The 25,676-nt window shown below is 51.2% G+C and carries 27 protein-coding genes; 12 read left to right on the forward strand and 15 right to left on the reverse strand.

Going from position 1 to position 25,676, the window contains the following annotated elements; genetic code table 11:
- The first annotated feature begins 7 nt into the window (after window positions 1-7).
- The 3 genes from ACVA58_RS17975 to tldD all read left to right on the forward strand — a co-directional run bounded on the left by ACVA58_RS17975 (window position 8) and on the right by tldD (window position 6,275).
- Window positions 8-3,892, forward strand: a complete 3,885-nt coding sequence (locus tag ACVA58_RS17975) for a YhdP family protein (RefSeq protein ID WP_446511750.1) — start codon at window positions 8-10, stop codon at window positions 3,890-3,892.
- A 66-nt stretch (window positions 3,893-3,958) separates the two neighbouring features.
- Window positions 3,959-4,783, forward strand: a complete 825-nt coding sequence (locus ACVA58_RS17980; RefSeq protein ID WP_446511751.1) for a carbon-nitrogen hydrolase family protein — start codon at window positions 3,959-3,961, stop codon at window positions 4,781-4,783.
- Window positions 4,784-4,826: 43 nt separating this feature from the next.
- Window positions 4,827-6,275, forward strand: coding sequence for a metalloprotease TldD (gene tldD, locus ACVA58_RS17985; RefSeq protein WP_446511752.1), 1,449 nt, complete (start codon window positions 4,827-4,829; stop codon window positions 6,273-6,275).
- 63 nt (window positions 6,276-6,338) lie between these two features.
- Here tldD and yjgA read toward each other — a convergent pair whose 3' ends face one another.
- On the reverse strand, window positions 6,339-6,863 hold the full coding sequence (gene yjgA / locus ACVA58_RS17990; protein WP_446511753.1) for a ribosome biogenesis factor YjgA: 525 nt from the start codon (window positions 6,861-6,863) through the stop codon (window positions 6,339-6,341).
- A gap of 170 nt (window positions 6,864-7,033) precedes the next feature.
- Here yjgA and pmbA point away from each other — a divergent pair, with 170 nt between their 5' ends.
- Window positions 7,034-8,377 (forward strand): metalloprotease PmbA, encoded by a 1,344-nt coding sequence (gene pmbA / locus ACVA58_RS17995; RefSeq protein WP_446511754.1) that lies wholly within the window; start codon window positions 7,034-7,036, stop codon window positions 8,375-8,377.
- A gap of 74 nt (window positions 8,378-8,451) precedes the next feature.
- On the opposite strand, the gene mgtE is transcribed toward pmbA, so the two are convergent.
- The 12 genes from mgtE to ACVA58_RS18055 form a co-directional block, all read right to left on the reverse strand.
- Complete coding sequence (gene mgtE, locus ACVA58_RS18000) at window positions 8,452-9,810, reverse strand: magnesium transporter (RefSeq protein ID WP_446511834.1); 1,359 nt, start codon at window positions 9,808-9,810, stop codon at window positions 8,452-8,454.
- Window positions 9,811-10,044: 234 nt separating this feature from the next.
- Window positions 10,045-10,320 carry an HPr family phosphocarrier protein gene (locus ACVA58_RS18005; RefSeq protein ID WP_446511755.1) on the reverse strand — a complete coding sequence of 92 codons (276 nt, stop codon included), beginning with the start codon at window positions 10,318-10,320 and terminating at the stop codon, window positions 10,045-10,047.
- Window positions 10,320-11,171: an RNase adapter RapZ gene (rapZ, locus tag ACVA58_RS18010; protein ID WP_446511756.1), complete on the reverse strand. Its 852-nt coding sequence runs from the start codon at window positions 11,169-11,171 to the stop codon at window positions 10,320-10,322. Before rapZ ends, ACVA58_RS18005 begins: the two co-directional genes overlap by 1 nt.
- 40 nt (window positions 11,172-11,211) lie before the next feature.
- A complete protein-coding gene (gene ptsN, locus ACVA58_RS18015; protein WP_446511757.1) occupies window positions 11,212-11,661 on the reverse strand; it encodes a PTS IIA-like nitrogen regulatory protein PtsN in 450 nt (149 codons plus the stop codon).
- A 3-nt stretch (window positions 11,662-11,664) separates the two neighbouring features.
- The gene (gene hpf / locus ACVA58_RS18020; protein WP_255040766.1) at window positions 11,665-11,952 is read right to left on the reverse strand and encodes a ribosome hibernation promoting factor; all 288 of its coding nucleotides are present in this window, start codon (window positions 11,950-11,952) and stop codon (window positions 11,665-11,667) included.
- Window positions 11,953-11,978: 26 nt separating this feature from the next.
- Window positions 11,979-13,469 carry an RNA polymerase factor sigma-54 gene (locus tag ACVA58_RS18025; RefSeq protein WP_446511758.1) on the reverse strand — a complete coding sequence of 497 codons (1,491 nt, stop codon included), beginning with the start codon at window positions 13,467-13,469 and terminating at the stop codon, window positions 11,979-11,981.
- 110 nt (window positions 13,470-13,579) lie between these two features.
- A complete protein-coding gene (lptB, locus tag ACVA58_RS18030; RefSeq protein ID WP_446511759.1) occupies window positions 13,580-14,305 on the reverse strand; it encodes an LPS export ABC transporter ATP-binding protein in 726 nt (241 codons plus the stop codon).
- Between the two features lie 7 nt (window positions 14,306-14,312).
- On the reverse strand, window positions 14,313-14,816 hold the full coding sequence (gene lptA / locus ACVA58_RS18035) for a lipopolysaccharide transport periplasmic protein LptA (RefSeq protein ID WP_446511760.1): 504 nt from the start codon (window positions 14,814-14,816) through the stop codon (window positions 14,313-14,315).
- Window positions 14,803-15,360, reverse strand: a complete 558-nt coding sequence (gene lptC / locus ACVA58_RS18040) for an LPS export ABC transporter periplasmic protein LptC (RefSeq protein ID WP_446511761.1) — start codon at window positions 15,358-15,360, stop codon at window positions 14,803-14,805. The genes lptA and lptC overlap by 14 nt, the downstream gene beginning before the upstream one ends.
- On the reverse strand, window positions 15,357-15,908 hold the full coding sequence (gene kdsC / locus ACVA58_RS18045) for a 3-deoxy-manno-octulosonate-8-phosphatase KdsC (RefSeq protein ID WP_446511762.1): 552 nt from the start codon (window positions 15,906-15,908) through the stop codon (window positions 15,357-15,359). The genes lptC and kdsC overlap by 4 nt, the downstream gene beginning before the upstream one ends.
- Window positions 15,908-16,879, reverse strand: a complete 972-nt coding sequence (locus ACVA58_RS18050) for a KpsF/GutQ family sugar-phosphate isomerase (RefSeq protein WP_446511763.1) — start codon at window positions 16,877-16,879, stop codon at window positions 15,908-15,910. Before ACVA58_RS18050 ends, kdsC begins: the two co-directional genes overlap by 1 nt.
- A gap of 14 nt (window positions 16,880-16,893) precedes the next feature.
- The gene (locus tag ACVA58_RS18055; protein WP_446511764.1) at window positions 16,894-17,862 is read right to left on the reverse strand and encodes a calcium/sodium antiporter; all 969 of its coding nucleotides are present in this window, start codon (window positions 17,860-17,862) and stop codon (window positions 16,894-16,896) included.
- A 164-nt stretch (window positions 17,863-18,026) separates the two neighbouring features.
- Here ACVA58_RS18055 and ACVA58_RS18060 point away from each other — a divergent pair, with 164 nt between their 5' ends.
- From ACVA58_RS18060 to murA, 8 genes are all read left to right on the forward strand, one after another.
- Complete coding sequence (locus ACVA58_RS18060; protein WP_446511765.1) at window positions 18,027-18,170, forward strand: hypothetical protein; 144 nt, start codon at window positions 18,027-18,029, stop codon at window positions 18,168-18,170.
- Between the two features lie 112 nt (window positions 18,171-18,282).
- Window positions 18,283-19,107: a phospholipid ABC transporter ATP-binding protein MlaF gene (gene mlaF / locus ACVA58_RS18065; RefSeq protein WP_446511766.1), complete on the forward strand. Its 825-nt coding sequence runs from the start codon at window positions 18,283-18,285 to the stop codon at window positions 19,105-19,107.
- Entirely contained in the window at window positions 19,104-19,886 is a 783-nt protein-coding gene (gene mlaE, locus ACVA58_RS18070) for a lipid asymmetry maintenance ABC transporter permease subunit MlaE (protein WP_446511767.1), read from the forward strand. The genes mlaF and mlaE overlap by 4 nt, the downstream gene beginning before the upstream one ends.
- Window positions 19,887-19,923: 37 nt before the next feature.
- Window positions 19,924-20,400 (forward strand): outer membrane lipid asymmetry maintenance protein MlaD, encoded by a 477-nt coding sequence (gene mlaD / locus ACVA58_RS18075; protein WP_446511768.1) that lies wholly within the window; start codon window positions 19,924-19,926, stop codon window positions 20,398-20,400.
- Between the two features lie 12 nt (window positions 20,401-20,412).
- Window positions 20,413-21,057 (forward strand): phospholipid-binding protein MlaC, encoded by a 645-nt coding sequence (gene mlaC, locus ACVA58_RS18080; RefSeq protein ID WP_446511769.1) that lies wholly within the window; start codon window positions 20,413-20,415, stop codon window positions 21,055-21,057.
- Window positions 21,050-21,361, forward strand: coding sequence for an STAS domain-containing protein (locus ACVA58_RS18085; protein WP_446511770.1), 312 nt, complete (start codon window positions 21,050-21,052; stop codon window positions 21,359-21,361). The genes mlaC and ACVA58_RS18085 overlap by 8 nt, the downstream gene beginning before the upstream one ends.
- Before the next feature lie 20 nt (window positions 21,362-21,381).
- Window positions 21,382-21,639: a BolA family iron metabolism protein IbaG gene (gene ibaG / locus ACVA58_RS18090; RefSeq protein WP_446511771.1), complete on the forward strand. Its 258-nt coding sequence runs from the start codon at window positions 21,382-21,384 to the stop codon at window positions 21,637-21,639.
- Between the two features lie 9 nt (window positions 21,640-21,648).
- Window positions 21,649-22,905 (forward strand): UDP-N-acetylglucosamine 1-carboxyvinyltransferase, encoded by a 1,257-nt coding sequence (murA, locus tag ACVA58_RS18095; protein ID WP_446511835.1) that lies wholly within the window; start codon window positions 21,649-21,651, stop codon window positions 22,903-22,905.
- Window positions 22,906-23,036: 131 nt separating this feature from the next.
- Here the strand turns inward: murA and degS are convergent, their stop codons facing one another.
- Window positions 23,037-24,104 carry an outer membrane-stress sensor serine endopeptidase DegS gene (gene degS, locus ACVA58_RS18100; RefSeq protein ID WP_446511772.1) on the reverse strand — a complete coding sequence of 356 codons (1,068 nt, stop codon included), beginning with the start codon at window positions 24,102-24,104 and terminating at the stop codon, window positions 23,037-23,039.
- Window positions 24,105-24,292: 188 nt separating this feature from the next.
- Window positions 24,293-25,660, reverse strand: coding sequence for a Do family serine endopeptidase (locus ACVA58_RS18105; RefSeq protein WP_446511773.1), 1,368 nt, complete (start codon window positions 25,658-25,660; stop codon window positions 24,293-24,295).
- Window positions 25,661-25,676 lie beyond the last annotated feature (16 nt).

The raw sequence follows: 25,676 nt of genomic DNA on the forward strand, positions 1-25,676 counted from the left end.
CAATAGCGTGACAACAGTTCCAGTTCGACTGGCACGTGGATTAATGTGGCTGGTACTAACAGTGTTAGTACTGGCCGCTGTTGCGATCAGCGGTCTGCGTTTTTATCTTCCTCAGCTCAATGAATACCGTGAGCCGATCCGCCAATGGGTCTCCGAGCAAGCTGATATGGATCTCGACATTGAGTTGGTTGAAGGCCATTGGCGCAACCTAGGTCCGTCATTGGTGCTCCAAGGGGTCAAGGTCAACCTGCCGGGAGCGCCTGAATCGGTGGTCAAGGTCGGTGATGTCTCGATGCAGCTCGATATGTTGGGCTCGCTGTTCAGGCTTCGCCCTATATTTCAAAATCTCCGGATTGATGAGTTGAGCTTGGATCTCACCCGCTTCTCGGGTAACGACAGCGATAATACCGCCGACTCAGAGCGAAGCCAGATGGCTACCATTGAGCGGTTAGAAGAGCTGCTATTTGTCCAGTTGGGCCAGTTTTCTGTTCGTAATTCAGATATTACCCTGATGTCACCGGCCGGTGAGAAGCTGACGGTCGATATTCAGGAATTGAAGTGGGATACTCATAACCGCCAACGCCGGGCGGAAGGGATAGTCAGCATCGCTGATACACACTTCAGTCAAATGCAAGTGATTGCTAATCTTTCCGACAAGCGCTCGTGGTCCAAAATGTCTGGCGACATCTACTTGCAGGCGCGAAACCTCTCAGTAACGCCGTGGCTTAACAAACAGCACCTCACTGATGCCAACATCACCGGCAGCAATCTCAATGCCGAAGTTTGGCTGAGTTTATCTAACGGTGCCTTGCAACAGAGTCTGGTCAAGCTCGATGATAGCTTCCTGCGCTGGCAGTTGGGCGAAGATAAACACCAGTTCAGAGTTAAACAGGGGTTGGTAAAGCTTCTGCCTCTGGAAAATGAAGATGGCGATACAGGATGGCGGATCGACAGCGACCAGATGGTACTGGAGACCGATAAAGCGCCATGGCCAGCCTTTGATATCGCGGCAAGTTGGCTTCCTAATGATTGGAAACTCGCAGCCAGTAACGTATCTCTGGCACACCTGAAGCCTTTTATCACTTTTTTACCGGATGACAGCGCGCTGGTCGATGTGTTGTCGACGTTGCAGCCATCGGGACAGATCCGCGATATTCGGGCTGCGGCAAGTGAAGGGAATGCGCCTGATTTTTCTTTCCATGTTAACCAGTTGGGGCTGAAGCAATGGGAGCTGTTGCCGGGGATCCATAAATTGGATGCCGTGGTTGCCGGGAATACCCACGGCGGTCGTGCGGTGCTTAATCTTCAAGATGATGAGCTACCCTATGGCGAAGTCTTCCAGGCGCCGCTGAAAATTGATGCGGCAGGTGTGACTGCCTACTGGCAGGTCGGTGATGACGGTTGGCGCTTATGGAGCGATAAGATAGATGTTGCCACCCCACATCTTAAGGTTGATGGGCAATTTAGGTTGGATTTCCCGACGGATGCCCCGTCCTGGTTGTCATTCTACGGTGAAGCAAGCCTGAATAATGCTGGTGAAACCTGGCGTTACCTGCCGACTTTGGCGCTGGGCCGCAGCTTGACCGATTACCTGTCGGCGGCTCTCCGTGGTGGTCAGGCTAAGTCAGCCCAGCTGCTGTGGTATGGCGAGCTTTCTGATTTCCCTTATGGTAACCATGATGGTGTATTCCAGGCCTATGTCCCGCTGCGAAAAGGTATTTTCAGCTTTGATACCGCCTGGCCTGAGTTGACCGATCTCCAGCTCGATCTACTGTTTGAAAATGATTTTATGTACCTCGATGCGACGCATGCCAAAACCATGGGAGCAACGGCTTCTCGGGTGACGGGTGACGCTGAACTAAGCAGTGATGGTCACTTGAAACTTAACGTAAATGTGGCTGCTGAAGGCGAGCAGGTGCGCGATTACATGTTGGCGACTCCGCTGGTGGACTCGGTGGGAGCAGCGCTGACGACAGTGCAGGTCGGTGGGCCGGTTACCTCACAGTTCAAACTCGATATTCCGTTTGACGGCACCGATGTCAGGGCTTGGGGCAGTGCCGAGCTGACGGATAACCAAGTACAACTTGAAGCGCCGCCGCTCACTCTTGAGGGGGCAGCAGGAACCATTAACTTTGATGATGACAAGGTCTCGGCCGAGAAGATCACGGCTAACCTGTTGTCACAACCGCTCACTGTGGGCTTTACCGGCAACAGCGTAGCGGATGGCTACCGGGTCGATGTCGCCCTTGATGGTGACTGGCAGATAGAAACCTTGCAGCAGCAGGTTCAGGACCCGTTGTTGGCTAAGGTGAAGGGGCGAAGTCGCTGGCAAGGTCGCGTTGGGGTTGATCTCAACGATACCGGTTTTGAATATCAGGTCGGGATTGAAGCAGCCTTGGCTGATGCTGTTAGTTCATTACCTTACCCGCTGGCACTGAAATCAGGTAGCCCTAATGCGTTTAAGCTTGATGTTACAGGCAACGGACAGGCATTGGTCGGAAAGGCAACGCTGCCGGACGTGCTCTACCAAGCCAAGATTAATCTTACTGGTGATAAGCTCAAAATTGATGCCAGCCAGATGGCGGTTGGATCTACCTCTCTGCGCCCGCTAGAGCACAATGAGCACGGCTTGGATATTGTGGCGGATAAGGTTGATGGCGACCGTTGGGTTGACTTGATCTCGGCCGTCCACGACAAAGTTGAAGCTGAATCTGTTTCCGGCAGCGCATCGGTGAAACCGGATATTCCCACCCCCTCCCGTATTGCAGCCAAGGTTCGCCAGTTAAAACTGGCCTCACTGGATTGGAATCGGGTTGATCTGTCGGCGAATAAGCTAGCCAAAACATGGCAATTTAAGTTTGATAGCCGCGAGGCGAAAGGACAAGCGCGCTGGCCAGAGGGGCAGCCGATCGATTTGGCTATCGACACCTTCCACTTGAACTTACCGCAGGTTAATGAAAACCCGACAAGGGAAAAGTACAAGCCCCAGCGTGATATTCCAGCGGCGACCGATTTTGATCGCAGCATAATGGCCAATATGCCGGAGGTTGACTTGGTGTTGCGTGATGCCTGGCTACAGGGCTATCGTCTTGGTGAGGTATCCGGTAAGTTGCGCCGGGAAGGCAATATGTTGGAGTTGATCAACTTTACCGTGGATTCCGGTGCTACATCGCTCAACCTTGATGGTCACTGGAGTCTTGAAGGTGACCGCAGTGAAACTCAAATCGCCTTTGATATTGATGGCCAGAACAGTTCAGATCTGATGGGACGTTTTGGTATTTCTGGTGGGATCCAGGGCGCTAAATTTAGCACTTATGCCTCAATACAGTGGCAGGGAGCGCCGTGGTCGATGCACCGAGAGACGTTGACCGGTGAGCTGAAATCGGAAACCGGGCAGGGGGTTATTAGCGATATTGGTGGTGCAGGTCGTTTGCTGGGCCTATTCAGTATTGATTCGCTGATCCGTCGTATGCAGCTTGATTTCTCAGGGATTTTTGACGAAGGGCTGGCATTTAACTACATCCGTGGTAGCGGCCGCATTGAAAATGGCCGGTTCGAGACGGACAATATTAAGATGCAGGCTCTTGCGGGTGACATGTTTATCCGCGGAAGTGCTAATCTTGTCAATGAGACAGTGGATGCGAAGGTAAGGTTTATCCCTGATTTTACATCCGGAATTCCAGTTCTGACCGCGTTTGCGGTAGCACCTCAAACGGCAATTTATGTCTTTGCTATTTCAACGGCACTTTCGCCCGTTTTGGATGTATTTACCCAAGTGAACTACATGGTGAAAGGGCCGATTGACTCACCGGTAGTCACAGAGCAGTCGCGCTTTACTGGCGAGTATAATGTATCTGAAATGCTGGAAGGCAAGGACAAGGAAGCAAAATAATAACAATACCCGCAGTGCGGCCATCTTTGTAGGTGGCCGACTGGCGGCAGGAAAGGGAGAATGCAGATGGCGAAATTCGGTATTGTACAAATGACTTCAGGGGCTGATCCGCAGACCAATCTTAAGCACCTGAAGATGAAACTCAAAGGCCTGCAGTTGCAGGGGGCAAAACTGGTTGTGACACCGGAAAATTGTCTGGTGTTCGGTTCTAGCGAGGATTACAGAGCCCATGCTGAGTATCTCGGTGAAGGGCCGCTGCAGGCTGAAGTAGCCGCACTGGCCAAGCAGTTAGGGATCTGGGTACTGATTGGTTCGATGCCTATTCGTCAGCTCGATAGTACCATCACTTCCACAGCCTTGCTGTTTGATGATCAGGGGCAGCTTCAAGGATATTACGACAAGCTACATATGTTTGATGTGGAAATTAACGATGCCCATCAAAGCTATCGTGAGTCCGACACCTTCCGTGCAGGGCGTGAAACCAAGGTGATCACCACGCCGTTTGGCAACATTGGTTTATCTATCTGTTATGATGTTAGGTTCCCACAACTCTATGCTGCTCTGCGTGAGCAAGGGGCGGATATTATTGTCGTCCCTGCTGCATTTACCAAAGTGACCGGTAAGGCCCACTGGGAATTATTGCTTCGCGCCCGTGCCGTTGAAACCCAATGTTGGATAGTCGCTGCTGCCCAGTGGGGGGAGCATAATGAGCATCGGGAGACCTGGGGTCACTCGATGATTGTTGATCCTTGGGGGCAGGTGGTTGCCTGTCAGCAACAGGGGACGGGGGTGATGATAGCCGATGTCGATCTTGATTTGAGTAAGGCGATCCGAACGAACATGCCGCTTGTTGAACACGCAAGATTCAGTGTTCAACAACGTGAGGGCTGACCGGCAGAGGGGCCGGCTGGCAATGAATATAAGAGCAAATTAAATGACGCTGGAAACTGTAGAAAACACAATGCTGGCCCAGTCAGGGTTGGGACGTGAAGAACTAAACCAAGTACTGGGACTGGTAGCGGCACGCAATGTCGATTATGCCGATATTTACTTCCAGTCATGCTGGCATGAGTCTTTGGTGCTTGAAGACAGCATTATTAAAGACGGCTCGTTTAACATTGACCGTGGTGTTGGTGTCAGAGCGGTGTCGGGGGAAAAGACCGGCTTTGCTTATTCTGATCAAATCAACCAGCTAGCCTTGCAACAAAGTGCCAAGGCGGCCCGTGGTATTACCCGTAGTGGTGGCAACGGTCAGGTTAAGGCGTTTGCTCCTGTCTCGGTACAAGAAATCTATGCACCGGTTAACCCTCTGGATAGCTTCGACAAGCACCAGAAAATTGCCCTGCTTGAGGAAATCGACCGTTATATTCGTACCAAGGAGCCTCTAGTCAAAGAGGTCTCTGTCAGTATCAACGGTGTGTATGAGCAAGTGTTGGTTGCCGCGTTGGACGGTACCTATGCGGCAGATATTCGTCCGTTGGTCCGCCTTTCCGTTAGTGTGTTGATTGAGAAAGGCGACAAGCGTGAGCACGGCAGTGCCGGTGGCGGTGGCCGTTATGGCTATGAGTACTTCCAAACCGATGAAGGCAATGGTAAAACCGTTGCCCTGAACTATGCCGATGAGGCAATCCGCCAGGCGCTGATCAATATCGATGCCGATGAGGCTCCTGCTGGCACTATGCCGGTGGTACTTGGCTCGGGTTGGCCGGGTGTACTGCTTCATGAAGCGGTAGGCCATGGTCTGGAAGGTGACTTCAACCGTAAAGGTTCGTCGATGTTCTCGGGGCAGATGGGTCAGCAAGTGACATCTAGCCTGTGCACCATAGTTGATGATGGTACCCTGACTGATCTTCGAGGCTCGCTCAATATCGATGATGAGGGAACGCCGGGCCAGTATAATATGCTGGTTGAGGGGGGCAAGCTTAAGGGCTACATGCAAGATAAACTCAACGCTCGCTTGATGGGTGTGGCCCCGACGGGTAATGGTCGTCGTGAGTCTTATGCGCATCTACCAATGCCGCGTATGACCAATACCTATATGTTACCGGGTGAACATACACCGGAAGAGATCATTGCCAGCGTTAAGAAAGGCGTTTATGCGCCGAACTTCGGTGGTGGCCAAGTCGATATCACGTCGGGCAAGTTTGTGTTCTCGGCGTCGGAAGCCTACTTGATTGAAAACGGTAAGATCACCCGTCCAATTAAGGGTGCGACCCTAATCGGTAGTGGTATCGAAGCGATGCAGCAGGTTTCTATGGTTGGTAACGATTTGAATATTGACCGCGGTGTCGGTGTTTGTGGCAAAGCCGGCCAGAGTGTACCTGTTGGGGTGGGTCAGCCAACCCTGAAGATAGAGTCTATGACGGTGGGCGGAACCCAGTAAAAGAAAAGCCAGCGAAAGCTGGCTTTTTTGTATCGGCGCATCAACAAACAACAAAGCGGTTGCTTAGTCAGTTAGGTACAGCTCTTTGAGGTACTGGAAAATTTCGCGGTACGCTTTAGCTGGCTTGTTCTGGGCCTTTTCTTTGTTGGCTTGGCGAACAAGCTGGCGCAGGCGCTGGCGATCAGCGTCTGGGTGATCAACCATGATGGCATTGATCATGCTATCACCGTTTTCAATTAGCCTTTCGCGCTTTTGCTCAAGCTTCTTTAGTTCGGCTGTCGCTTGGTTGTGCTTGTTGTTCAGCTTGTCCAATGCCGCTTGGATAGGCTCAACTTCCACTTGGCGCATCAACTTACCGATACGCTGCAGCTGACGGCGACGCGCTTCTTTATTAAAGCGCTGTGCATCTTTAACGGCTTCAAGCAGCTCTTCATCAAGAGGCACTTTGGCTAGTGCATTAGGTTTAAGCTCAACCAGCTGTTCACCTAGCTTTTGGAGGGCATCCATGTCGCGTTTCATCTCGGATTTACTTACCCAGATGATTTCTTCTTCCGGTTCCCATGGGGCTTTTTGGTTTTTACGGCTCATAACAGGCTCATGACGATTGCATTTGGTTTTTATTTTACCAGTTTAATCACGATTTGGGGCGCAAATTCCACCTATGCAGTGTTATCCTAAGAGTAATACCAAATTCATTGGCTTATCCTTCACGCTGCCAAGCGGGCCTGAACGGAATGGCCATTTTTGAGACGATAAGTATGGACGTGAGAGAACAGGTTGCCCAGCAGCGTGTGGAATTAGAGGCCGCAGTGGCAAAAGCACTTGAAGTTGCCGGCCAACAAGCCGATGCAGCGGAAGTTGCGATTAATAAAACCACAGGGATCAGCGTATCGACCCGGATGTGCGAAGTCGAGAATGTTGAGTTCAATAGCGATGGTGCTCTGGGTATCACGGTCTACCGTGGCCAGCGTAAAGGTAGCGCTTCAACGTCGGATTTGAGTGAGAAGGCTATTGCCCAGACAGTTGCGGCTGCGCTGGATATTGCCCTTTACACATCAGAAGACCCGTTTGCCGGCCCAGGCCCTGCCGAGCTTATGGTTAAAGATATCCCTGATTTGGATTTGTTCCACCCAGATGAGCCTGAGCCAGATCATGCTGCAGAGATTGCGGCACGTGCTGAGCAGGCGGCACTGGAGTTTGATCCTCGTATCAAGCAGAGTGACGGTGCTAGTTATGACAGTCATTACGGGATCCGCGTCTATGGTAATAGCCACGGTATGCTGGCTAGCTATGCTTCAAGCCGTCATAGTACCAGTTGCTGTGTGATTGCCGAAGGCAAGAACGGCGAGATGGAGCGTGACTACAGCTACACCACGGCACGTCATGCGAGTGAGCTGTGGACGCCGGAAACGGTTGGCCGCCATGCTGCTGAACGAACTGCTGGCCGTGTTGACCCACAGAAACTGTCAACCCGTGAAGCGCCTGTGATGTTTGCTGCCGATATTGCTACCGGTATGTTTGGTCACTTGGTGATGGGGATCAGCGGTTCTAACCTGTATCGTAAATCAACCTTCCTGCTTGATAAGCTGGGTGAGCAGATCTTCCCTGAGTGGCTCAACATCAGCGAGCGCCCTCATATCCTGCGCGGTATGGCCAGTACGCCGTTTGATAGCGAAGGCTTGGCAACCAAAGATCTAGAGATCATCCAGGATGGCCGTCTGCAATCGTACTTGATGACTAGCTATGCTGCCCGCAAACTTGGCCGTCAGCCTACCGGGCATGCTGGTGGTATCCACAACTGGTTGGTGAACTCGACCGGTGAGAGCTTCGAGCAGATGCTCAAGAAGATGGATCGTGGCTTGCTGGTGACTGAACTGATGGGCCAGGGCGTAAACATAGTGACCGGTGATTATTCCCGCGGTGCGGCTGGTTTCTGGGTTGAAAATGGTGAAATCCAATACCCGGTCAGTGAAATCACCATTGCCGGTAACCTTAAAGATATGATGCAAAATATCGTGGCAATTGGTACAGATACCGAAACCCGTAGTCAGATCCAAACCGGTTCGATGCTACTTGATAGCATGAAGATTGCGGGTGAGTAATTAAAAAAGCGAGAGTGATTTCACTCTCGCTTTTTATTGTCCGGTATCCGGGCTTAACGGCTTATGCAAAGGGGTTAGACAAGGAATAGGGTTGCCAAGCCGAGGAAGACGGATAGACCGATGATATCGGTGATGGTGGTCAGGGCCATTCCGCCAGCCAATGCCGGGTCAATGTTCATTTTCTTGAGCATAATTGGAATACAGACCCCGGCAACACCGGCGACTAGTAGGTTGGTCAGCATCGCGCCAGCGATAATCGCGCCCAGTAGCAGGTTTCCTTTCCAGAACACTACCACGCCACCAATAATCGCAGCCCATAGAATACCGTTGAGTAGGCCGACTCGGGCTTCTTTACTCAATAGCCAGCGGGTGTTGGACTCCCCGATGTGGCCGACGGCCAAGCCGCGGATCACCAGTGCAACGGTTTGGTTACCGGCAACACCGCCCATAGAAGGCACGATAGTCATTAAGATGGCAATAGCAGCCATTTGCTCAAGGGTTTCTTCGAACAGGTTTGAGACCGATGCAGCGGCCAGCGCGGCCAGTACGTTGACACCCAGCCAGATACTGCGTCGTTTGGCCGACTTTACCACCGGGGCGAAAGTATCTTCGTCATCATCCATACCCGCCATACTCATCATTGAGTGCTCAGCATCTTCACGGATAATATCGACCACATCATCAATGGTGATACGGCCGACGAGCTGGTCGTCGGTATCAACAACCGGGGCTGATAACCAGTTACGACGCTCGAACAGGTTGGCGACTTCACCATCATCCATATCGACCGGGATCGCCTCGTCGGCGTCGTCCATCACATCATGGATTTCGATGTCCGGCTGGGTGGTGATCAGGGTGGCAAGTGACAAATGGCCGATCAGTTTCTCGTTCTGGTCGACAACATACAGGGCATCGGTCGCTTCCGGTAGCTCGCTTTTCATGCGCAGGTAGCGAAGTACGACATCGGCGGTGACATCGCCGCGGATAGTAATGAAATCGGTGCTCATGATCCCACCGGCAGTTTCTTCCGGGTAGGCAAGCGCCTTTTCTACCCGGTGTCGGTCGGTGGCATCCATCTGGGCCAGTACTTCCTGGTACTTGCTGTCAGGCAGGCTACGCAGAACATAGGCGACATCATCTGTTTCCATCCCTTCGGTAACAGCAGCCAGTTTATCTGGTGCCATCTGAGCGACAATGCCGTCTTTGACGTCTTCTGATAGCTCGTCAAGGATCTCGCCCTGCTCTTCGGGATCGGTTAACTGCCATAGAACCTGACGCTCTTTGGGCGGGGAGGCCTCTAGCAGGTGGGCTATATCTTCCGGCTCCATATCCTGGAGCATACGGCGGACATGGACAAACATGCCGTTTTCAAGCGCCTGGTTGACTTCTTGCAGCGTTTGATGAGTTTGATCTTGATCGATGACATCGGCCATTGTTTGCAGTACCCCAAATGACTCTGATGCGAAATACCTCAGCACACCCGTCTTGCAAATGGCGGATGACTAGATGGTATAACAGCGCAATAAATTGAATTTTAACGCAATCATCGGGGTGTGTCTCACCAGATGTGAGAGGAATTGATGAATTATTGCAGTAAAGGTTTACTGGCTGGTAAGGAGTAGCCGGAGAGTATGCCGGCTGTTAGCGCATACAGAGGTTTGATACGGTTAATTTTCTTCGTCAAAGCCGGCTTCGATCAAAGTGCTGACCGCGATAATCGCTTGTTCTGCATCGTCGCCTTCGGCGCAGACGAGTACCTGCTGCCCCTTGGCCGACTCGAGCATCAATAGTCCCATTACGCTGTCGGCGGTGGCACTCTTTTCGCCATTGCTAATGGTGATGCTGGATTCGAAGCTCTGTGCCAACTCAACCAGTTTAATAGCAGCCCGGGCATGGAGGCCCAGGCGGTTTTTGATAAACAGTTCACGTGAGAAAACGGTCATTATTTACTTTTTTCCAGCGTTCGGTGCCTAACCTGAACTTGGTGGCCTTCGTAACGGAAATACTCCGCCAGTTGCTGGGTAATATAGACCGAGCGATGCTGGCCTCCGGTACAACCGATAGCTACGGTGATGTAGCTGCGGTTGTTTTTTTCCAGCATTGGTAACCAAGTTTCAATGAAGTTTCGCACCTGGTAGATAAGCTGGCTGACTTCGGCATGGCCAGAGAGGTAGTCTTTGACTTCCTGATCCAAGCCGGTCAATGGCTTGAGCTCCGGGATCCAGTGCGGATTAGGTAGAAAGCGGACATCAAACACATAGTCGGCGTCGTTGGGTAGGCCGTGCTTGAAGCCGAAAGATTCGAATACCATGATCAGCTCGCGCGATTCGCGGCCAAGTACCCGTGCGCGGACCGTTTCACTTAAGTCATGAATCGATTTTGTGGTGGTATCTATCACCAGATCGGCTCGTGCCTTGAGGCTCGAAAGCTGGGTGCTTTCCGACAAAATGGCCTGTTCAAGGGTCATATTATGGCGAGATAGCGGGTGCAGGCGACGGGTTTCGCTGTAGCGTTTGACCAGCGTCTTGTCATCGGCATCAAGGTAAATCACATTGACATCGACGTCATCACCGAGGGTGTCCAAGGTATGGCTGATTTCTTCGGGATCTTCCGGCATGTTACGCACATCAATACTGACGGCGATGTTTTGCTGGTTGCCTTGCTGGGTCTCAATGAACTGAGGAAGAAGGTTAACCGGGAGGTTATCAACACAGTAGTAGCCCAGATCTTCCAACACCCGCAGGGCGATAGATTTTCCTGAGCCCGAGCGTCCGCTCACGACCATTAACATCATGGCTGGCAATCCTTAACATTCATGGAGAGTGTGGGAGTCATTATGCGTCACAGGTGAGTATCTGATAAAGCTCTTCGTCACTTTTTGCGGTACGAAGCTGCTTACAAACCTGCTTGTTACTCAGCTTTTCAGCCATGCTGGACAAGGTCTTGAGATGCAGTTGGCACTGCTCATCAGGAACAAGCAAGGCAAAAAGCAGATCCACAGGTTGATTGTCGATAGCGTCGAATTGGATAGGATCCTGGCACTGGATGAGCACGGCAATGGCTTGATCGCTGCTGCTGATCCGGCCATGAGGAATCGCGATACCGTTGCCGATACCTGTACTGCCCATCTTTTCACGGTTGAGCATACACTCGAACAGCGGCTGGGGGTTTTGGTCTAGGTGCTTGGCAGCAACTTCGCTGATGATTTCCAAGGCTCGCTTTTTGCTGGAGCAGGGGACTGCACTTTTCGTGCAGTCCAGGCTCAATACATTACTCAGTTGCATGATTCAGTGGCTGTTGAGCTTATCTTTGTGTTTGTTAAGTTGACGAACCAGTTTATCAGTTAATGCATCAATAGCTGCATACATATTTTCCGAATCCGCTTTTGCGTGGATTTCTCCTGAGTTAATGTGTAGCGTTGCTTCAGCAACTTGTTGGAGTTTTTCAACGTTCAGGATGACATGGACATTATTGATTTTATCGAAAAACCGCTCTAGCTTATTGAACTTCGTCTCCACGTACTCACGCATGGATGGAGTAATTTCTACATGGTGGCCAGTTAGATTGATTTGCATAGACATCTTCCTTCTTGTGGCGTCTGTTAGAGCAGACGTTTTCGCTGATTGGACGGCGGAATACCCAGCGATTCACGGTATTTAGCAATAGTCCGTCTTGCTACCATGATCCCCTGTTCCGCCAGTAATGTCGCTATCTTGCTGTCACTAAGCGGTTTGGCCTGATTTTCGGCGGCTACCAGCTTTTTCACCAAGGCCCGGATGGCTGTGGATGAACACTCGCCCCCGTTGTCGGTGCTGACGTGACTAGAGAAGAAGTATTTCAATTCAAAGATCCCACGCGGCGTGTGCATGTATTTCTGCGTCGTCACTCGGGATATGGTGGATTCATGCATATCGACCGCCAGTGCGATATCGTTGAGTACCATTGGCTTCATGGCTTCCTCGCCATATTCGAAGAAGTCCTGTTGGTGCTCGACAATGCAGCGGGCGACTTTCAATAAGGTTTCGTTGCGGCTTTCTAGGCTTTTGATCAGCCATTTGGCATCTTGCAAATGGGTGCGGATAAACTGGCTGTCAGCTGAGTTACGGGTACTTTTGCTCAGAGCTGCATACTGTTCATTGACTTTGATCCGTGGCACGCTGTCTGGGTTGATGGTGACCACCCATTTGCCGTGATCTTTGAATACCGACACATCAGGGACGACATATTCAGTATCTGAGGTTACAACGCGGTTGCCTGGACGTGGTTCCAAACCATGGATCAACTGCATCACTTGCTTGAGCTCTGGCTCCTTGAGCTTGGTGTCACGCATTAGCTGGCGGTAGTCACGGTTAGCCAGCAGGTCGATGTAATCGGTTAGCAACATTCGGGCCTCGGTGAGCCAAGGGGTATCCGGCTGGAAGGTTGCCAGTTGAAGCAATAGGCATTCCTGCAGGTTGCGGGAGGCCACGCCAAGCGGGTCAAATTGCTGAATACGCTTGAGGACGGCTTCCACTTCATCGAGTTCGACATCATCATCGCCCTGGCTGTCGAGAATATCTTCGGCCGAGCAGGTGAGGTAGCCTTTTTCGTCGATGGCATCAATGATGGAGGTTGCGATAGTGCGGTCAGTTTCGCTAAATGGGGTTAGCTCAACCTGCCACATCAGGTAGTCCTGCAGGCTTTCGGTCGTTTCGCCTTGGTATACCGGCATGTCGTCATCGAAGGCGATGCCGGTATTGCCGGTGCTGGAACTGTAGACATCGTCCCATGTGGTATCGACCGGGAGATCTTCTGGCATCTCTTGCTGCTCAATGACATCGGAGGTGTCAAAAGAGTCAGCATCAGCGACCTCAGACAGACCGTCATCGCTGCTACTATCAGTGGTTTCGGCAGTGGTCGAATTACCGTCGTTTTCGTCGTTGGTCGATTCTTGGGTCCCTTCTTCCAGCTCAAGTAACGGGTTTGCATCCAATGCTTCTTGGATTTCCTGCTGTAAATCCAGAGTTGATAGCTGCAACAAGCGAATGGCCTGTTGCAGTTGCGGCGTCATTGCCAATTGTTGACCAATTTTAAGCTGGAGCGAGGTTTTCATATTATTGTATGTACCTTTATATTTATCGCTGGTTTTTACTGCCTAGTACCCAAAATGGTAATTGAACCCTCTGCATCCATCATGGCTTCAAATAAGCCTTTATAAATTAACTATAGACGGAACTGGTCGCCCAGATAGACTCGTTTTACATGTTCATCATTGAGTACTTCTGATGGCGTACCGTGGGCAATCAGTTGCCCTTGGCTAACAATGTAGGCTTGCTCGCAGACATCCAAGGTTTCCCTTACATTATGATCGGTGATCAGTACGCCAAGGCCACGATCGCGTAAATGCTCAATGATTTTCTTGATATCGATCACAGATATAGGGTCAACGCCAGCAAAAGGCTCATCGAGAAGGATGAATTTCGGGTTAGCGGCCAATGCTCGCGCAATTTCCACCCGGCGCCGTTCACCCCCTGATAGTGCCATACCTAAGCTATTACGAATGTGCTGTATGTTGAATTCATCCAACAATTCTTCCAGTTTTTCCTGACGCTCAAGTTTTGACAGTTCTTTGCGGGTTTGCAGTACGGCCATCAGGTTATCGTGGACCGACAACTTGCGGAAGATCGAGGCTTCCTGAGGCAGGTAGCCAATCCCCATTCGCGAGCGGTTATGCATCGGCTGTAGGCTTATGTCGGTATCGTCGATGGTGATGGTACCTTCGTCACGGGCTACCAGGCCGACAATCATGTAGAAAGAAGTGGTCTTGCCTGCACCGTTGGGGCCAAGCAGTCCGACAATCTTGCCTGATTCGACCTCGAGGCTGACATCAGAAACCACTTTTCGGCCGCTGTAGCTTTTGGCTAGGTGTTGTGCTTTTAAGGTTGCCATAGCGTGGTTACTTCTTGTCGTTGTTCAACTGGTTTGGCTGTAGGATCGTGGTGACGCGCTGTTTCTTACCGCTTTCGGCCACCAATTTTTGCTGGTCGATGCGGTAGCTGATCACGTTACCTTTAATCTCGCTGCCTTCCTGGATCAGAATCGCTTCCTCTGTCATTTTGAGGAACTCGGTGGCGGTTTCGTAGCGCATTTTCTTGGCTGAGCCATCAATTGGCTTGCCGTCATCCATCAGCTGGTGAAAGGTTGCCGGGTTGCCGAAAGCATCTATGGTTTCTTTGCCTTCCTGGCCACCGGGGCGGGTGACAACTACTTTGTCGGCACGGATATCGATACTGCCTTGGCGCAGGATGACATTGCCGGTGAAGGTCACGATATTCTTCTGAATATCCAACTCTTGGTTGTCTGAGTCGATATAGATAGGCTGCTCGGTGTCATTACTCAGTGCCCAGCTGGTTGTGCTCAGGCACAGGCAGAGCAGGGTCATTAATTTATAGCGCTTCATATCTACCTTTTACATTATTTAATAAGGTGGCGATGTTACGGTCCATGTTGCCTTTCATGCCTGTTCCTTCATTTTGGAAGGCATCACCGGTAATAATGACATGATCCGGGGTGTCGAAGTCCTTGCTGATTAAATCCAATCGCAGGGTGTCGGTTTGGATGACGCGAACGGCTGAGTCTGGCAACAAATTGAAAATACGAACATTGCCTGTCATTTGCAAGATATGCTTTTTGTCTAACCGTGCTTCATTGGAGCTGATCCGCCATTCAGTTTCACTGCCGTCTTTATAGACCCACAAGACTGGCTCGACAAAGTCAGTATTGCCGCTCTGGCTAAAATGTTCGAGGTAATCGGCATCAATCTGGTAACTACGCAGCCCTGATTCATTGTAGGACGTATTGACAACAGACTCGCCAGTGAAAATCGGCTTCTCTGCATCCGGGGCGACTTGGATGTCCTCTGCCCAGTGCTTCTCAAGCAGGTAATAGCCTGTCCATGCACAGATGACAATCAGCAGTGCATAGAGTAGCCGTTGTAAGGTCATATACTTAAGCCTTTATGTTTGTCCAATTCCCCGCGGGCTTCAAGGATCAGATCACACACTTCACGTACGGCACCGAATCCACCTTGGATACGGGTGACAAAGTCTGCACGTTGAGCTAATAGAGGGTGGCCGTCGGCAACACAGACGGAAAGACCGATTTTTTCCATGACGGGCCAATCAATCAGGTCATCGCCGATATAGGCGGTGTGTTCCGGTGCAATGCCAAGGTTGGCAATGATGTCTTCGTAGGCAGCCAATTTATTGTCCTGCCCTTGGTAGACATGCTTGATACCCAATGCCGACATCCTGTTCTCGACGATTGCCGATTTGCGGCCAGTGATAATGGCCACCTCAATACCGGCACCCATCAAGGATTTAATGCCATAGCCGTCACGGGTATGGAAGGTCTTCAGCTCTTCTCCGTCATTGCCCATATAAATGCGCCCGTCAGAAAAGACACCGTCGACATCGCAGATCAGTAGCTGGATAGTGCGGGCATGGGAAAAAACAGCTTGGCTGACTGGGCCGTATAGGGTCTCGATTTGCATTACATCACTCCCGCTTTCAATAGATCATGCATGTTTAGCGCGCCGACCAATACACCGTTATCGGTTACTAGAATGCCACTTATTTTGCGGTCTTCCATCAATTTCAGGCCTTCGGCAGCCAGCACGTCAGCGCGGATTGTCGCTGGGTTGCGGGTCATTACCTCGCCGATAGCCGTGTTGTGGATATCAACACGGTTATCCAGCAGACGACGAAGATCACCATCGGTAAAGATGCCAAGCAGTTGCTGGTCTTTATCAATGATAGCTGTCATTCCCAAGCCTTTGCGAGAGACTTCAAGCAAAGCATCTTTGATCAACGCCTGTTCACTGACTGCAGGTAGGCGTTCGCCGGTGTGCATGATATCGCTGATACGTAGCAGTAATTTTCGGCCCAATGCGCCACCCGGGTGGGATAAGGCAAAGTCGTCAGCCGTAAAACCACGGGCTTCCATCAAGGCAATGGCTAGGGCATCACCCATCGCCAACGTTGCTGTGGTGCTGGACGTCGGTGCCAAGTTGAGCGGGCAGGCTTCTTTGTTGACGGTGATCTGCAAGTGGATCTGCGATAGCTTCGCCATGCTTGATTCCGGCTTGCCGGTCATGCTGATAAGAGGAATGCCCAAGCGTTTGATCACTGGTAGCAGGGTCAGGATTTCAGATGCTTCTCCTGAGTTGGAGATTGCTAGCACCACATCGCCTTTTTCTATCATTCCTAAGTCGCCATGGCTGGCTTCACCCGGGTGAACAAAAAAGGCCGGTGTACCGGTACTGGCCAGGGTCGCCGCCATTTTATTACCAATATGGCCGGATTTTCCCATCCCCATGACAATGACTTTGCCATTGCTGTTGCTGATCAATTGGCAAGCTTCAGTGAAACTACCATTAATATAATGGGTCAGGCCTTTGAGTGCTTCTGCTTCAATTTCAATAACTTTACGGCCAATTTCGCAATAATCAAACGCTGTAGACATACTATTCCTCTCCGTTAGGCCGCTAGATTATAAAACAGATAGCCTTGATAGGCGATAAAGGTTGCCAGCAGGATGAAACCTTCTACGCGGTTGATTCGGCGGCGTTTTCCAAGAGCCATTAGCACCAGCAATATTGATACTCCCAACATGACGTAGTAGTCACGCCCCATAGCAAGTGGGCTCAGGGTTGATGGGTTTAGCAGCCCCGGGATCCCCATGACAGCCAGAATATTGAAAACGTTGGAGCCGATAATATTACCGACGGCCATGTCATCCTCACCTTTGAACAGGCTGGCAATAGAGGCTGCCAATTCCGGTAGGCTGGTGCCGATGGCAATAATCGTCAGGCCGATCACCAGATCGCTCATTCCGAAAAACTTGGCAATGGTCACGGCCGAATCAACCAGCATACTTGCAGCAAAAGGGAGTAGAACCAAGCCAATCAGAGTCCACATGATGGCTTTGGGGTTACTGACGCCGTCTGGGATATCTGACTCCTGCTCATCAACAAGCGGGTCGCCACCGGTTGCTTTGGCATTGCGGCTGATTTTCAGCATCGCCAGCAAAAAGATCACAAAAAGGACAACCAGTAGGACACCTTCAAAGAATCCAAGGTGGCTGTCCCACAACAGAGCGCCAGCAATCAAGGTTACACCCATCATCAGGGGTAACTCGCGACGAATGATACCTGAGCTGATCGACAGTGGTTTGATCAGCGCGGTGATACCGAGGATAAGGGCAATGTTGGCGATATTTGAGCCCAGCACATTTCCGACCGCGGTGTCTGTTTTGCCATCCAAAGCAGCGGTTGCCGAGACCATCATTTCAGGGGCAGAAGAGCCCATGGCAAGGATAGTCATACCAATGACAAGTGGTGTAACACCAAAATTTTTCGCAAGCGCCGCAGCGCCATAAACAAGTCGATCTGCACTCCATACCAGTAAGGTTAGGCCGATACAGAGAAACACGATGGCTTCGAGCATTGTTATCCCTTTTGTAAAAGTGTGCTGGATTGAATCACAACTGCATGCCGGGTGTGGGACAGTGATTCAATTGGGGTGATAATTATAAGAGACCAATTTTGACGGTTCGGCCATGAAAAAGAAAGCAAAAGGGGTGAGAAATTGATTAATAGAGAAGGATTTTTATGTCCTTGGTGAAGAGCCTGAACGGGGCGGGACGGATCCGACTCAAAGAGAGAAGATTATTTGGCTTGGCGTATGCCGTAATTGTCAATCGGGCCGAGAAATCACAGACTTCTTACAGTTCATCTCTTGAGTTGGTTGCATAATCTACCTATCATCAAAGACATAAAGATAACTAATTAATTCTATTCATATAATGTCGCTTGTTATGATAGCAGGCTGGCAATTGGACAGGCAGGACAGCCAAATAAGGTAACTATGGAGCAGACAGAAGCGTTGGTTTCCATCCGGCATATGACCTTCTCCCGTGGTGAGCGGAAAATCTTCGATGATGTGTCGCTGGATGTACCCAAGGGCAAAGTGACGGCGATCATGGGGCCGTCGGGGATCGGTAAGACCACCTTGCTGCGACTTATTGGGGGGCAGATCTTGCCCGATAGCGGCGATATCTGGTTTGAAGGCTGGAATATTCCAGCCCTTAGCCGCAGCGAGCTGTATCAAGCCCGTAAAAAAATGAGCATGCTGTTCCAGTCAGGGGCTTTGTTCACCGATATGACGGTGTTTGACAATGTGGCCTTTCCGCTGCGCGAGCATACGGAGTTACCGGAAGATTTGTTGCGAAGTTTGGTACTGCTCAAGCTTGAGGCCGTCGGTCTTCGAGGTGCTGCTCAGCTAATGCCGAGTGAACTCTCAGGTGGTATGGCTCGACGGGCAGCACTGGCAAGAGCGATAGCCCTTGACCCTGCTCTTATCTTGTATGACGAGCCTTTTGTCGGCCAAGATCCGATCACCATGGGCGTGCTGGTCAAGTTGATCCGCGATCTTAATAAGGCGCTCGGTATTACGTCGGTGATAGTCTCCCACGATGTACCCGAGGTGATGAGCATTGCCGATCATGTTTATATTCTTTCCGGTAGCCAAATCATCGGTCAGGGTACGCCGCAGGAATTGCTGGAAAATCCCGATCCGCGCATCCGTCAGTTTATTGATGGTCACGCCGATGGGCCAGTGCCGTTCCGCTATCCCGCCCAGCCTATGGAGCTGGAGTTGTTTGCGAGTGATAGTAAGGAGCAACGCGCATGATCACTAAATTTGTTTCCCGTCAGGGCCAGCGTGCACTGGATATGTTCCAGACTATGGGGCGGGCGACGCTGGTGCTTTACGGTGCGCTGGTTAGCCGACCGCAACCCGGCAAGATGTTCCCGCTGTTGCTGCGCCAGCTTTACTCAGTGGGTGTACTGTCGGTCGCGATTATTCTGGTCTCAGGCCTGTTCATCGGGATGGTACTGAGTCTACAGGGCTATATTGTGCTGGTGGATTTTGGGGCTGAAACCAGTCTTGGCCAAATGGTGGCCTTGTCCTTGCTGCGTGAGCTTGGGCCGGTGGTGACCGCCTTGCTGTTTGCCGGGCGAGCCGGCTCGGCATTGACCGCTGAGATCGGCTTGATGAAAACCACCGAGCAGCTGTCGAGCATGGAGATGATGGCCGTTGACCCACTTCGGCAGGTGATTGCCCCACGATTTTGGGCTGGCGTTATTTCGATGCCACTGTTGACGGTGCTGTTTTGTGCCGTGGGTATTTGGGGGGGACAACTGGTAGGTGTGGACTGGAAAGGTATTGATTACGGCAGCTTCTGGTCGGTGATGCAGTCTTCGGTCGACCTTGGCTACGACATTGGTAACAGTATTATCAAGTCCGTAGTGTTTGCAATAACTGTCACATGGATTGCGGTATTCAATGGGTACGATGCGGTGCCGACCTCTGAAGGGATCAGCCGCGCAACAACCCGTACCGTGGTGAACTCGTCTTTGGCCGTTCTTGGTTTGGATTTCGTCCTCACCGCCTTGATGTTTGGCAACTGATACAGCCGCAATGCGGTAATACAACAGGAATAAACTGATGCAGCAAACTAAAAAACTAGAATTATGGGTAGGCAGCTTTGTTTTGGCTGGCTTTGCTGCCCTGCTGGTATTGATCTTCAAGGTTGCCGATGTCCAGAACTTGGGGGGCTCAGAAACCTATACTCTCGAGGCGCACTTCGACAATGTTGGTGGCTTGAAAGTTCGCTCACCGATCAAAGTTGGTGGGGTTACTGTGGGTAAAATTACCAATATCACCTTAGATACTGAAACTTATGTACCGGTGGTCACTCTGGCGATAGATAAAAAATTCGGATACTTCCCTGAGACCAGCTCGGCCGCCATTTTGACCTCTGGGCTATTGGGCGAACAGTACCTTGGGATCTCCCCAGGTTTTGTTGACGAAGATATTGATATGCTTGGAGAGGGTGATTTGATTGAAGACACCCGATCGGCACTTGTTTTGGAAGATATGATTGGCCAGGTGCTGTATAGCATTGGCGGAGACAGTAACTAAGAGAGCACGATTATGAAATGGTTTCGCTATGTACTTATGATGTTCGTCTGCCTGCCGCTAGTTTCACAGGCCGCAGTGGTCGATAAGACTAACCCTTATACAATGATGGATCAGGTATCGCAGCAGACCTTTGCCCGTTTGAAGTCGGAACAAGGTTTGATCCAGCAGAACCCTGAGCGTTTGCGTACTGTGGTTCAGCAAGAGCTGCTACCTTACATTAATACCCGCTATGCCGCCTACAAGGTATTGGGGCCTCAGCTTAAGAAAACCACGGCGCAACAGCGTAATGAGTTTGTTGCCGCATTTACTGATTATTTGGTTGCTTCCTATGCCCAGGTACTGACTCAGTATACGGATCAGGACATTGAAATTGAGTCGCCAAAATCGATTCCTGACAATCGCACTGTAGTGTCTGTCCGTGTAGATATTGTTGATACTAAACGTCCGCCGATCCGTCTGGATTTCAAGCTGCGCAAGAACAAGAAAACCGGCGAGTGGCAGGGCTTCGACATGGTGGCTGAAGGAGTCAGCATGATCTCGACCAAACAAAGTGAGTGGAGTGGGCAACTGCGCAGTAAAGGTGTTGAGGCGGTGACTCAAGATCTGAAGCGCTTGTCAGCCAAGCCAATCCGCCGTGAGTCAGAAAACAATGACTAAGCAAAAGATTGGGTGGCAAGCTCAGGAAAATGGTCTTTACTGCTTGTCAGGGGCATTGGAACGTGACACAGTTCCAGCTTTTTGGCAGCAACGCAATGAATGGATGCCGCAGGACAGCGCAGTGCAGCTGGACCTAGCCGCGGTCGGTCGGATAGATTCTGCCGGCATGGTGATGTTGCTACACGTATACCAACAGCTGAGCCAAAATGGGTCTGAGCTGAAACTATTAAATGTGCCAGAGCAGCTTGTCACGCTGCTTCGTCTGAGTCACGTTGAGTCAATGTTAGCTGCTTGCATTGAATGAGCAGCGAAAGAGGATAGCTTGTGGAAATCTCTGAAATTAAAGACATTCTAGAAAATGCTCTGGAACTTGACGAAGTGATCGTCAAGAACGATGGCAGCCACTACGAAGTGATTGCTGTTGGCGCCATATTTGAAGGTATGAACCGTGTTAAAAAACAGCAGGCTATCTACGGTCCGCTGATGGGACAGATCGCAGCGAATGAGATTCATGCGTTGAGCATCAAAACGTACACGCCTGAGGAATGGGCGCGTGACAAAAAATTGATGTCCCTGTCTTAAGAGGTAATGATGCAGAAGTTTCGAATCCAGGGCGGTGGCCCATTGAGTGGCGAAGTCTCCATTTCTGGTGCTAAGAATGCAGCATTGCCTATTTTGTTCGCAGCCCTATTGGCCGAAGAGCCGGTAGAAGTGGCGAATGTACCAAAGCTACGTGACATCGACACCACGATGGAACTACTGAGCCGCTTGGGCGCCAAAGTCTCCCGTAATGGCTCAGTTCATGTGGATGCTGGTCCGGTCAATGAGTTCTGTGCGCCGTATGACTTGGTGAAAACCATGCGTGCGTCAATTTGGGCATTGGGCCCGCTAGTAGCTCGTTTCGGTCAAGGCCAGGTGTCTCTGCCGGGTGGCTGTGCTATTGGTGCTCGTCCTGTGGATCTACATATCCATGGCCTTGAGCAGCTAGGTGCAGAAATCACCTTGGAAGAAGGTTACGTCAAAGCCTCGGTTGATGGCCGCCTGAAAGGTGCGCACATTGTGATGGATAAAGTCAGCGTGGGTGCGACCGTGACTATCATGTCTGCGGCAACACTGGCCGAAGGCACAACCGTTATCGAAAATGCGGCCCGCGAGCCGGAAATTGTCGATACGGCTGACTTCCTAAATACGCTGGGTGCGAAGATTACTGGTGCCGGTACTGACACCATCACTATCGAGGGTGTTGAGCGTTTGGGTGGTGGTTACCACGAAGTGGTCGCTGACCGTATTGAAACCGGTACTTTCTTGGTTGCTGCTGCTGTTTCCGGCGGAAAGATTATGTGTCGTAATGCCCGTCCATCATTGATGGAAGCGGCGTTGGCCAAGCTGGAAGAAGCTGGTGCCAAGGTTGAAACTGGTGAAGACTGGATCAGCTTGGACATGACTGACCGTGAGCTGAAAGCCGTTAACATTCGCACGGCTCCGCATCCAGGTTTCCCTACTGACATGCAGGCGCAGTTCTCGTTGCTGAACTTGATGGCGAAAGGGACGGGGATCATCACCGAGACGATTTTCGAAAACCGTTTCATGCATATCCCTGAGTTGATCCGTATGGGTGCTCGTGCCGAGATTGAAGGCAACACGGTGATCTGCGGTGATACCGATGGCCTGAGCGGTGCCCAGGTTATGGCAACGGACTTGCGTGCCTCTGCCAGCCTAGTGATTGCCGGTAGCATCGCTAAGGGCGAGACGATTGTAGATCGTATCTACCATATCGACCGTGGCTACGAGCATATCGAAGACAAGTTCAGCGCCCTAGGCATGAACATCGAGCGTTTCAGCGAGTAATTTTAACCCGTCTGAGAGCCATAAAAAAAACCAGCCACTTGGCTGGTTTTTTTATATTTTGAGTTCCTAGAAAAAGCTAAATGCAGTCTCTCGTTGATGTTTTGATAACCTGAGCATAGGTTCAAATTACGCTAGTAACCACTCGGTTCATCACCAATCTTCACTGTCAGGTTCGTCGGTTCACCGTTGCGTAGTACTTTCATCTCGACTTCAGTACCCGGGCGAAGTTCAGTTACGATATCCAGCACATTGCGGCGGTCAGTGATCCGCTTACCGTCAATTTCAATCAAGATATCTTGTACCTTGAAGCCAGCGTTGGCAGCCGGTCCGTTAGGATCCATGCCCATAACGATGATCCCGCTGATCTGTTCGGCATCGTATAGCCTTGCCATGACCGGGTTGATATCCCGAGCTTCCAAGCCGATATAACCGCGGATCACCCGTCCATCGGCAATAAGCTTGTCCATGATTTTCTGGGTTAGCTCATAGGGAATAGCAAACGAGATCCCGTAGGTTTCAATATCCGTTGTTTGCTGGAACGAGGCGGTATTGATCCCGACCAGCTCGCCGCGGGTATTGACCAGCGCACCACCAGAGTTGCCTTCGTTAATGGCAGCATCGGTTTGCAGGAAATCCTGTCGGCCGTAGAAGCTCATGCCCGAGCGACCTGTCGCGGAAATGATGCCATAGGTGGTGGTTTGACCGAGGTTGTATGGGTTGCCGATTGCCAGCACCACATCACCCACTGCTGGGCGGTAGTCAGGACTGGTTGGGATCACCGGTAAATTATCAGCTTGGATTTTCAACACTGCCAAATCGGTACGCTGATCTTTACCGATCAGTTGGGCGGTGAGGATACGGCCGTCCTGAAGTGCAACAATAACTTGATCGGCTTCTGCCACAACATGGTAGTTGGTGACGATATAACCTTTGTCGCTCATGATCACGCCGGAGCCTAGGCCTTGGGTGCTAAGTTGCAGACGGTCTTCGGCGTTGTAGCGGCGGTTGTAGATATTCACGACTGCCGGGGAAGCACGACGGACGGCATAGTTAAAAGAAACTTGAGTCTGGTTAACTTCAACCGGGGCCAATACCTGAGGCGTATTGAACATTTGGGTGCGAAGATCAGGGAAGATAAGCAGTAGAGCGATGGCCGTCACGACACCAAGCAAAATGGATCTAGCCAAAAAAGCCAGCATGTTCGCTCCCTTGAATGAATAAACTACTGAAAACAATCGATGAGGGTATCATTACCTTAGACAAGATAACAAATGTTGGCTGTGTATTTTGTTGAATAAGGAATGAAAGCTTAACAGGGGCCAAGTTGGCTCAGTGGTGAGATCAAAGGATTATGGCAGCCGGACTGGCCGGCTACCTATAGCGGGGGTTAGCGGATGATCAAGTAAAGGACGCTATTATCCCGTTTCACCTCAAGGGCCAGCACACTTGGGTTTTTATCAAGGGCTTTTCTTAGCTCACCCAGATTACGGATGGCTTGCCGGTTGACGCCGAGGATAATGTCCCCTTCTCGCAGGCCGAAACGGGCAGCTTCGGAGTTTTCTTGCAGACTGGTGACCTTGACACCTTTATCGCTATCATTCGAGGTGGTATTGGCAAATTCCGCACCGGCCAGGCCGTCATGTAAGCTGTCTGCTTTTACTTTGTTGACGGAAGCTTCCTGGAGCTTGGCGGTGACATCGATTGCTTTGCCGTCACGGACAATGCCCAACGTCACACCTTTCCCTGCGCCCAGAGTCGCTATTTTCGCTCTTAGCTCGCCAAAGGTACGGATCTGTTTGCCATTGACCGACACGATGATATCCCCGGCCTTTAAGCCGGCTTTCTCGGCGGCAGAGTCTGGCATAACCTGGTTGATGAAGGCGCCATGGTTGGTCTCGTAACCAAAGGCTTCAGCCAGCTCGGAGGTCAGCTCACCACCTTGTACGCCGAGGATGCCGCGCTTGACCTCACCGAACTCGAGGATTTGCTCGGTTAGGTTTTTCACCATGTTGACCGGGATAGCAAATCCAATCCCGACATTACCGCCGTTAGGCCCGAGGATTGCAGTGTTGATACCGACTAGTTCGCCGTTGAGGTTCACTAGCGCCCCGCCGGAGTTACCACTGTTAATCGCGGCGTCGGTTTGGATAAAGTTTTCAAAATTCTCGATATTTAGGCCGCTGCGACCAAGGGCTGAGATGATCCCTGAGGTAACCGTCTGCCCGAGGCCGAACGGGTTACCAATGGCGACAGCAAAGTCACCGACGCGAAGCCTGTCGGAGTCGGCCAGCTTGATTTGGGTCAGGTTGCTGACGTCTTTCAGCTTGAGCAGGGCGATATCAGACATTTCGTCACTGCCGATCAGCTCGGCAGTGACTTCACGGCCATCATGCAACTGGACCATGATCTTGTCGGCACCACCGATGACATGGTGGTTGGTGACGATATAGCCCTTGTCGGCGTCGACAATTACCCCCGAGCCCAAACCGCGGAAAGGACGTTCGCGAATTTGTTCTTCAGGGAAGTCAGGGCCAAAAAAGAAGCGGAACGTCTCGGGCAAGCGCTGTTTGGATACTTGTTTACCTTCAACGGCAATGCTGACGACTGCTGGGGTAACTTGCTCTAGCATAGGGGCTAGGCTGGGCACCTGCTGGTTGTTAACTGACTGGGGAAGGGCGGCGGTTGCCGTCACTGGGGTAATAACTGAGCTGATGCCGATAGTCAGGGCACTTAAAACAAGTAATGTTTTTTTCATTATTACTAAACTCCGG

The organism is Photobacterium sp. DNB22_13_2 (assembly GCF_052873915.1).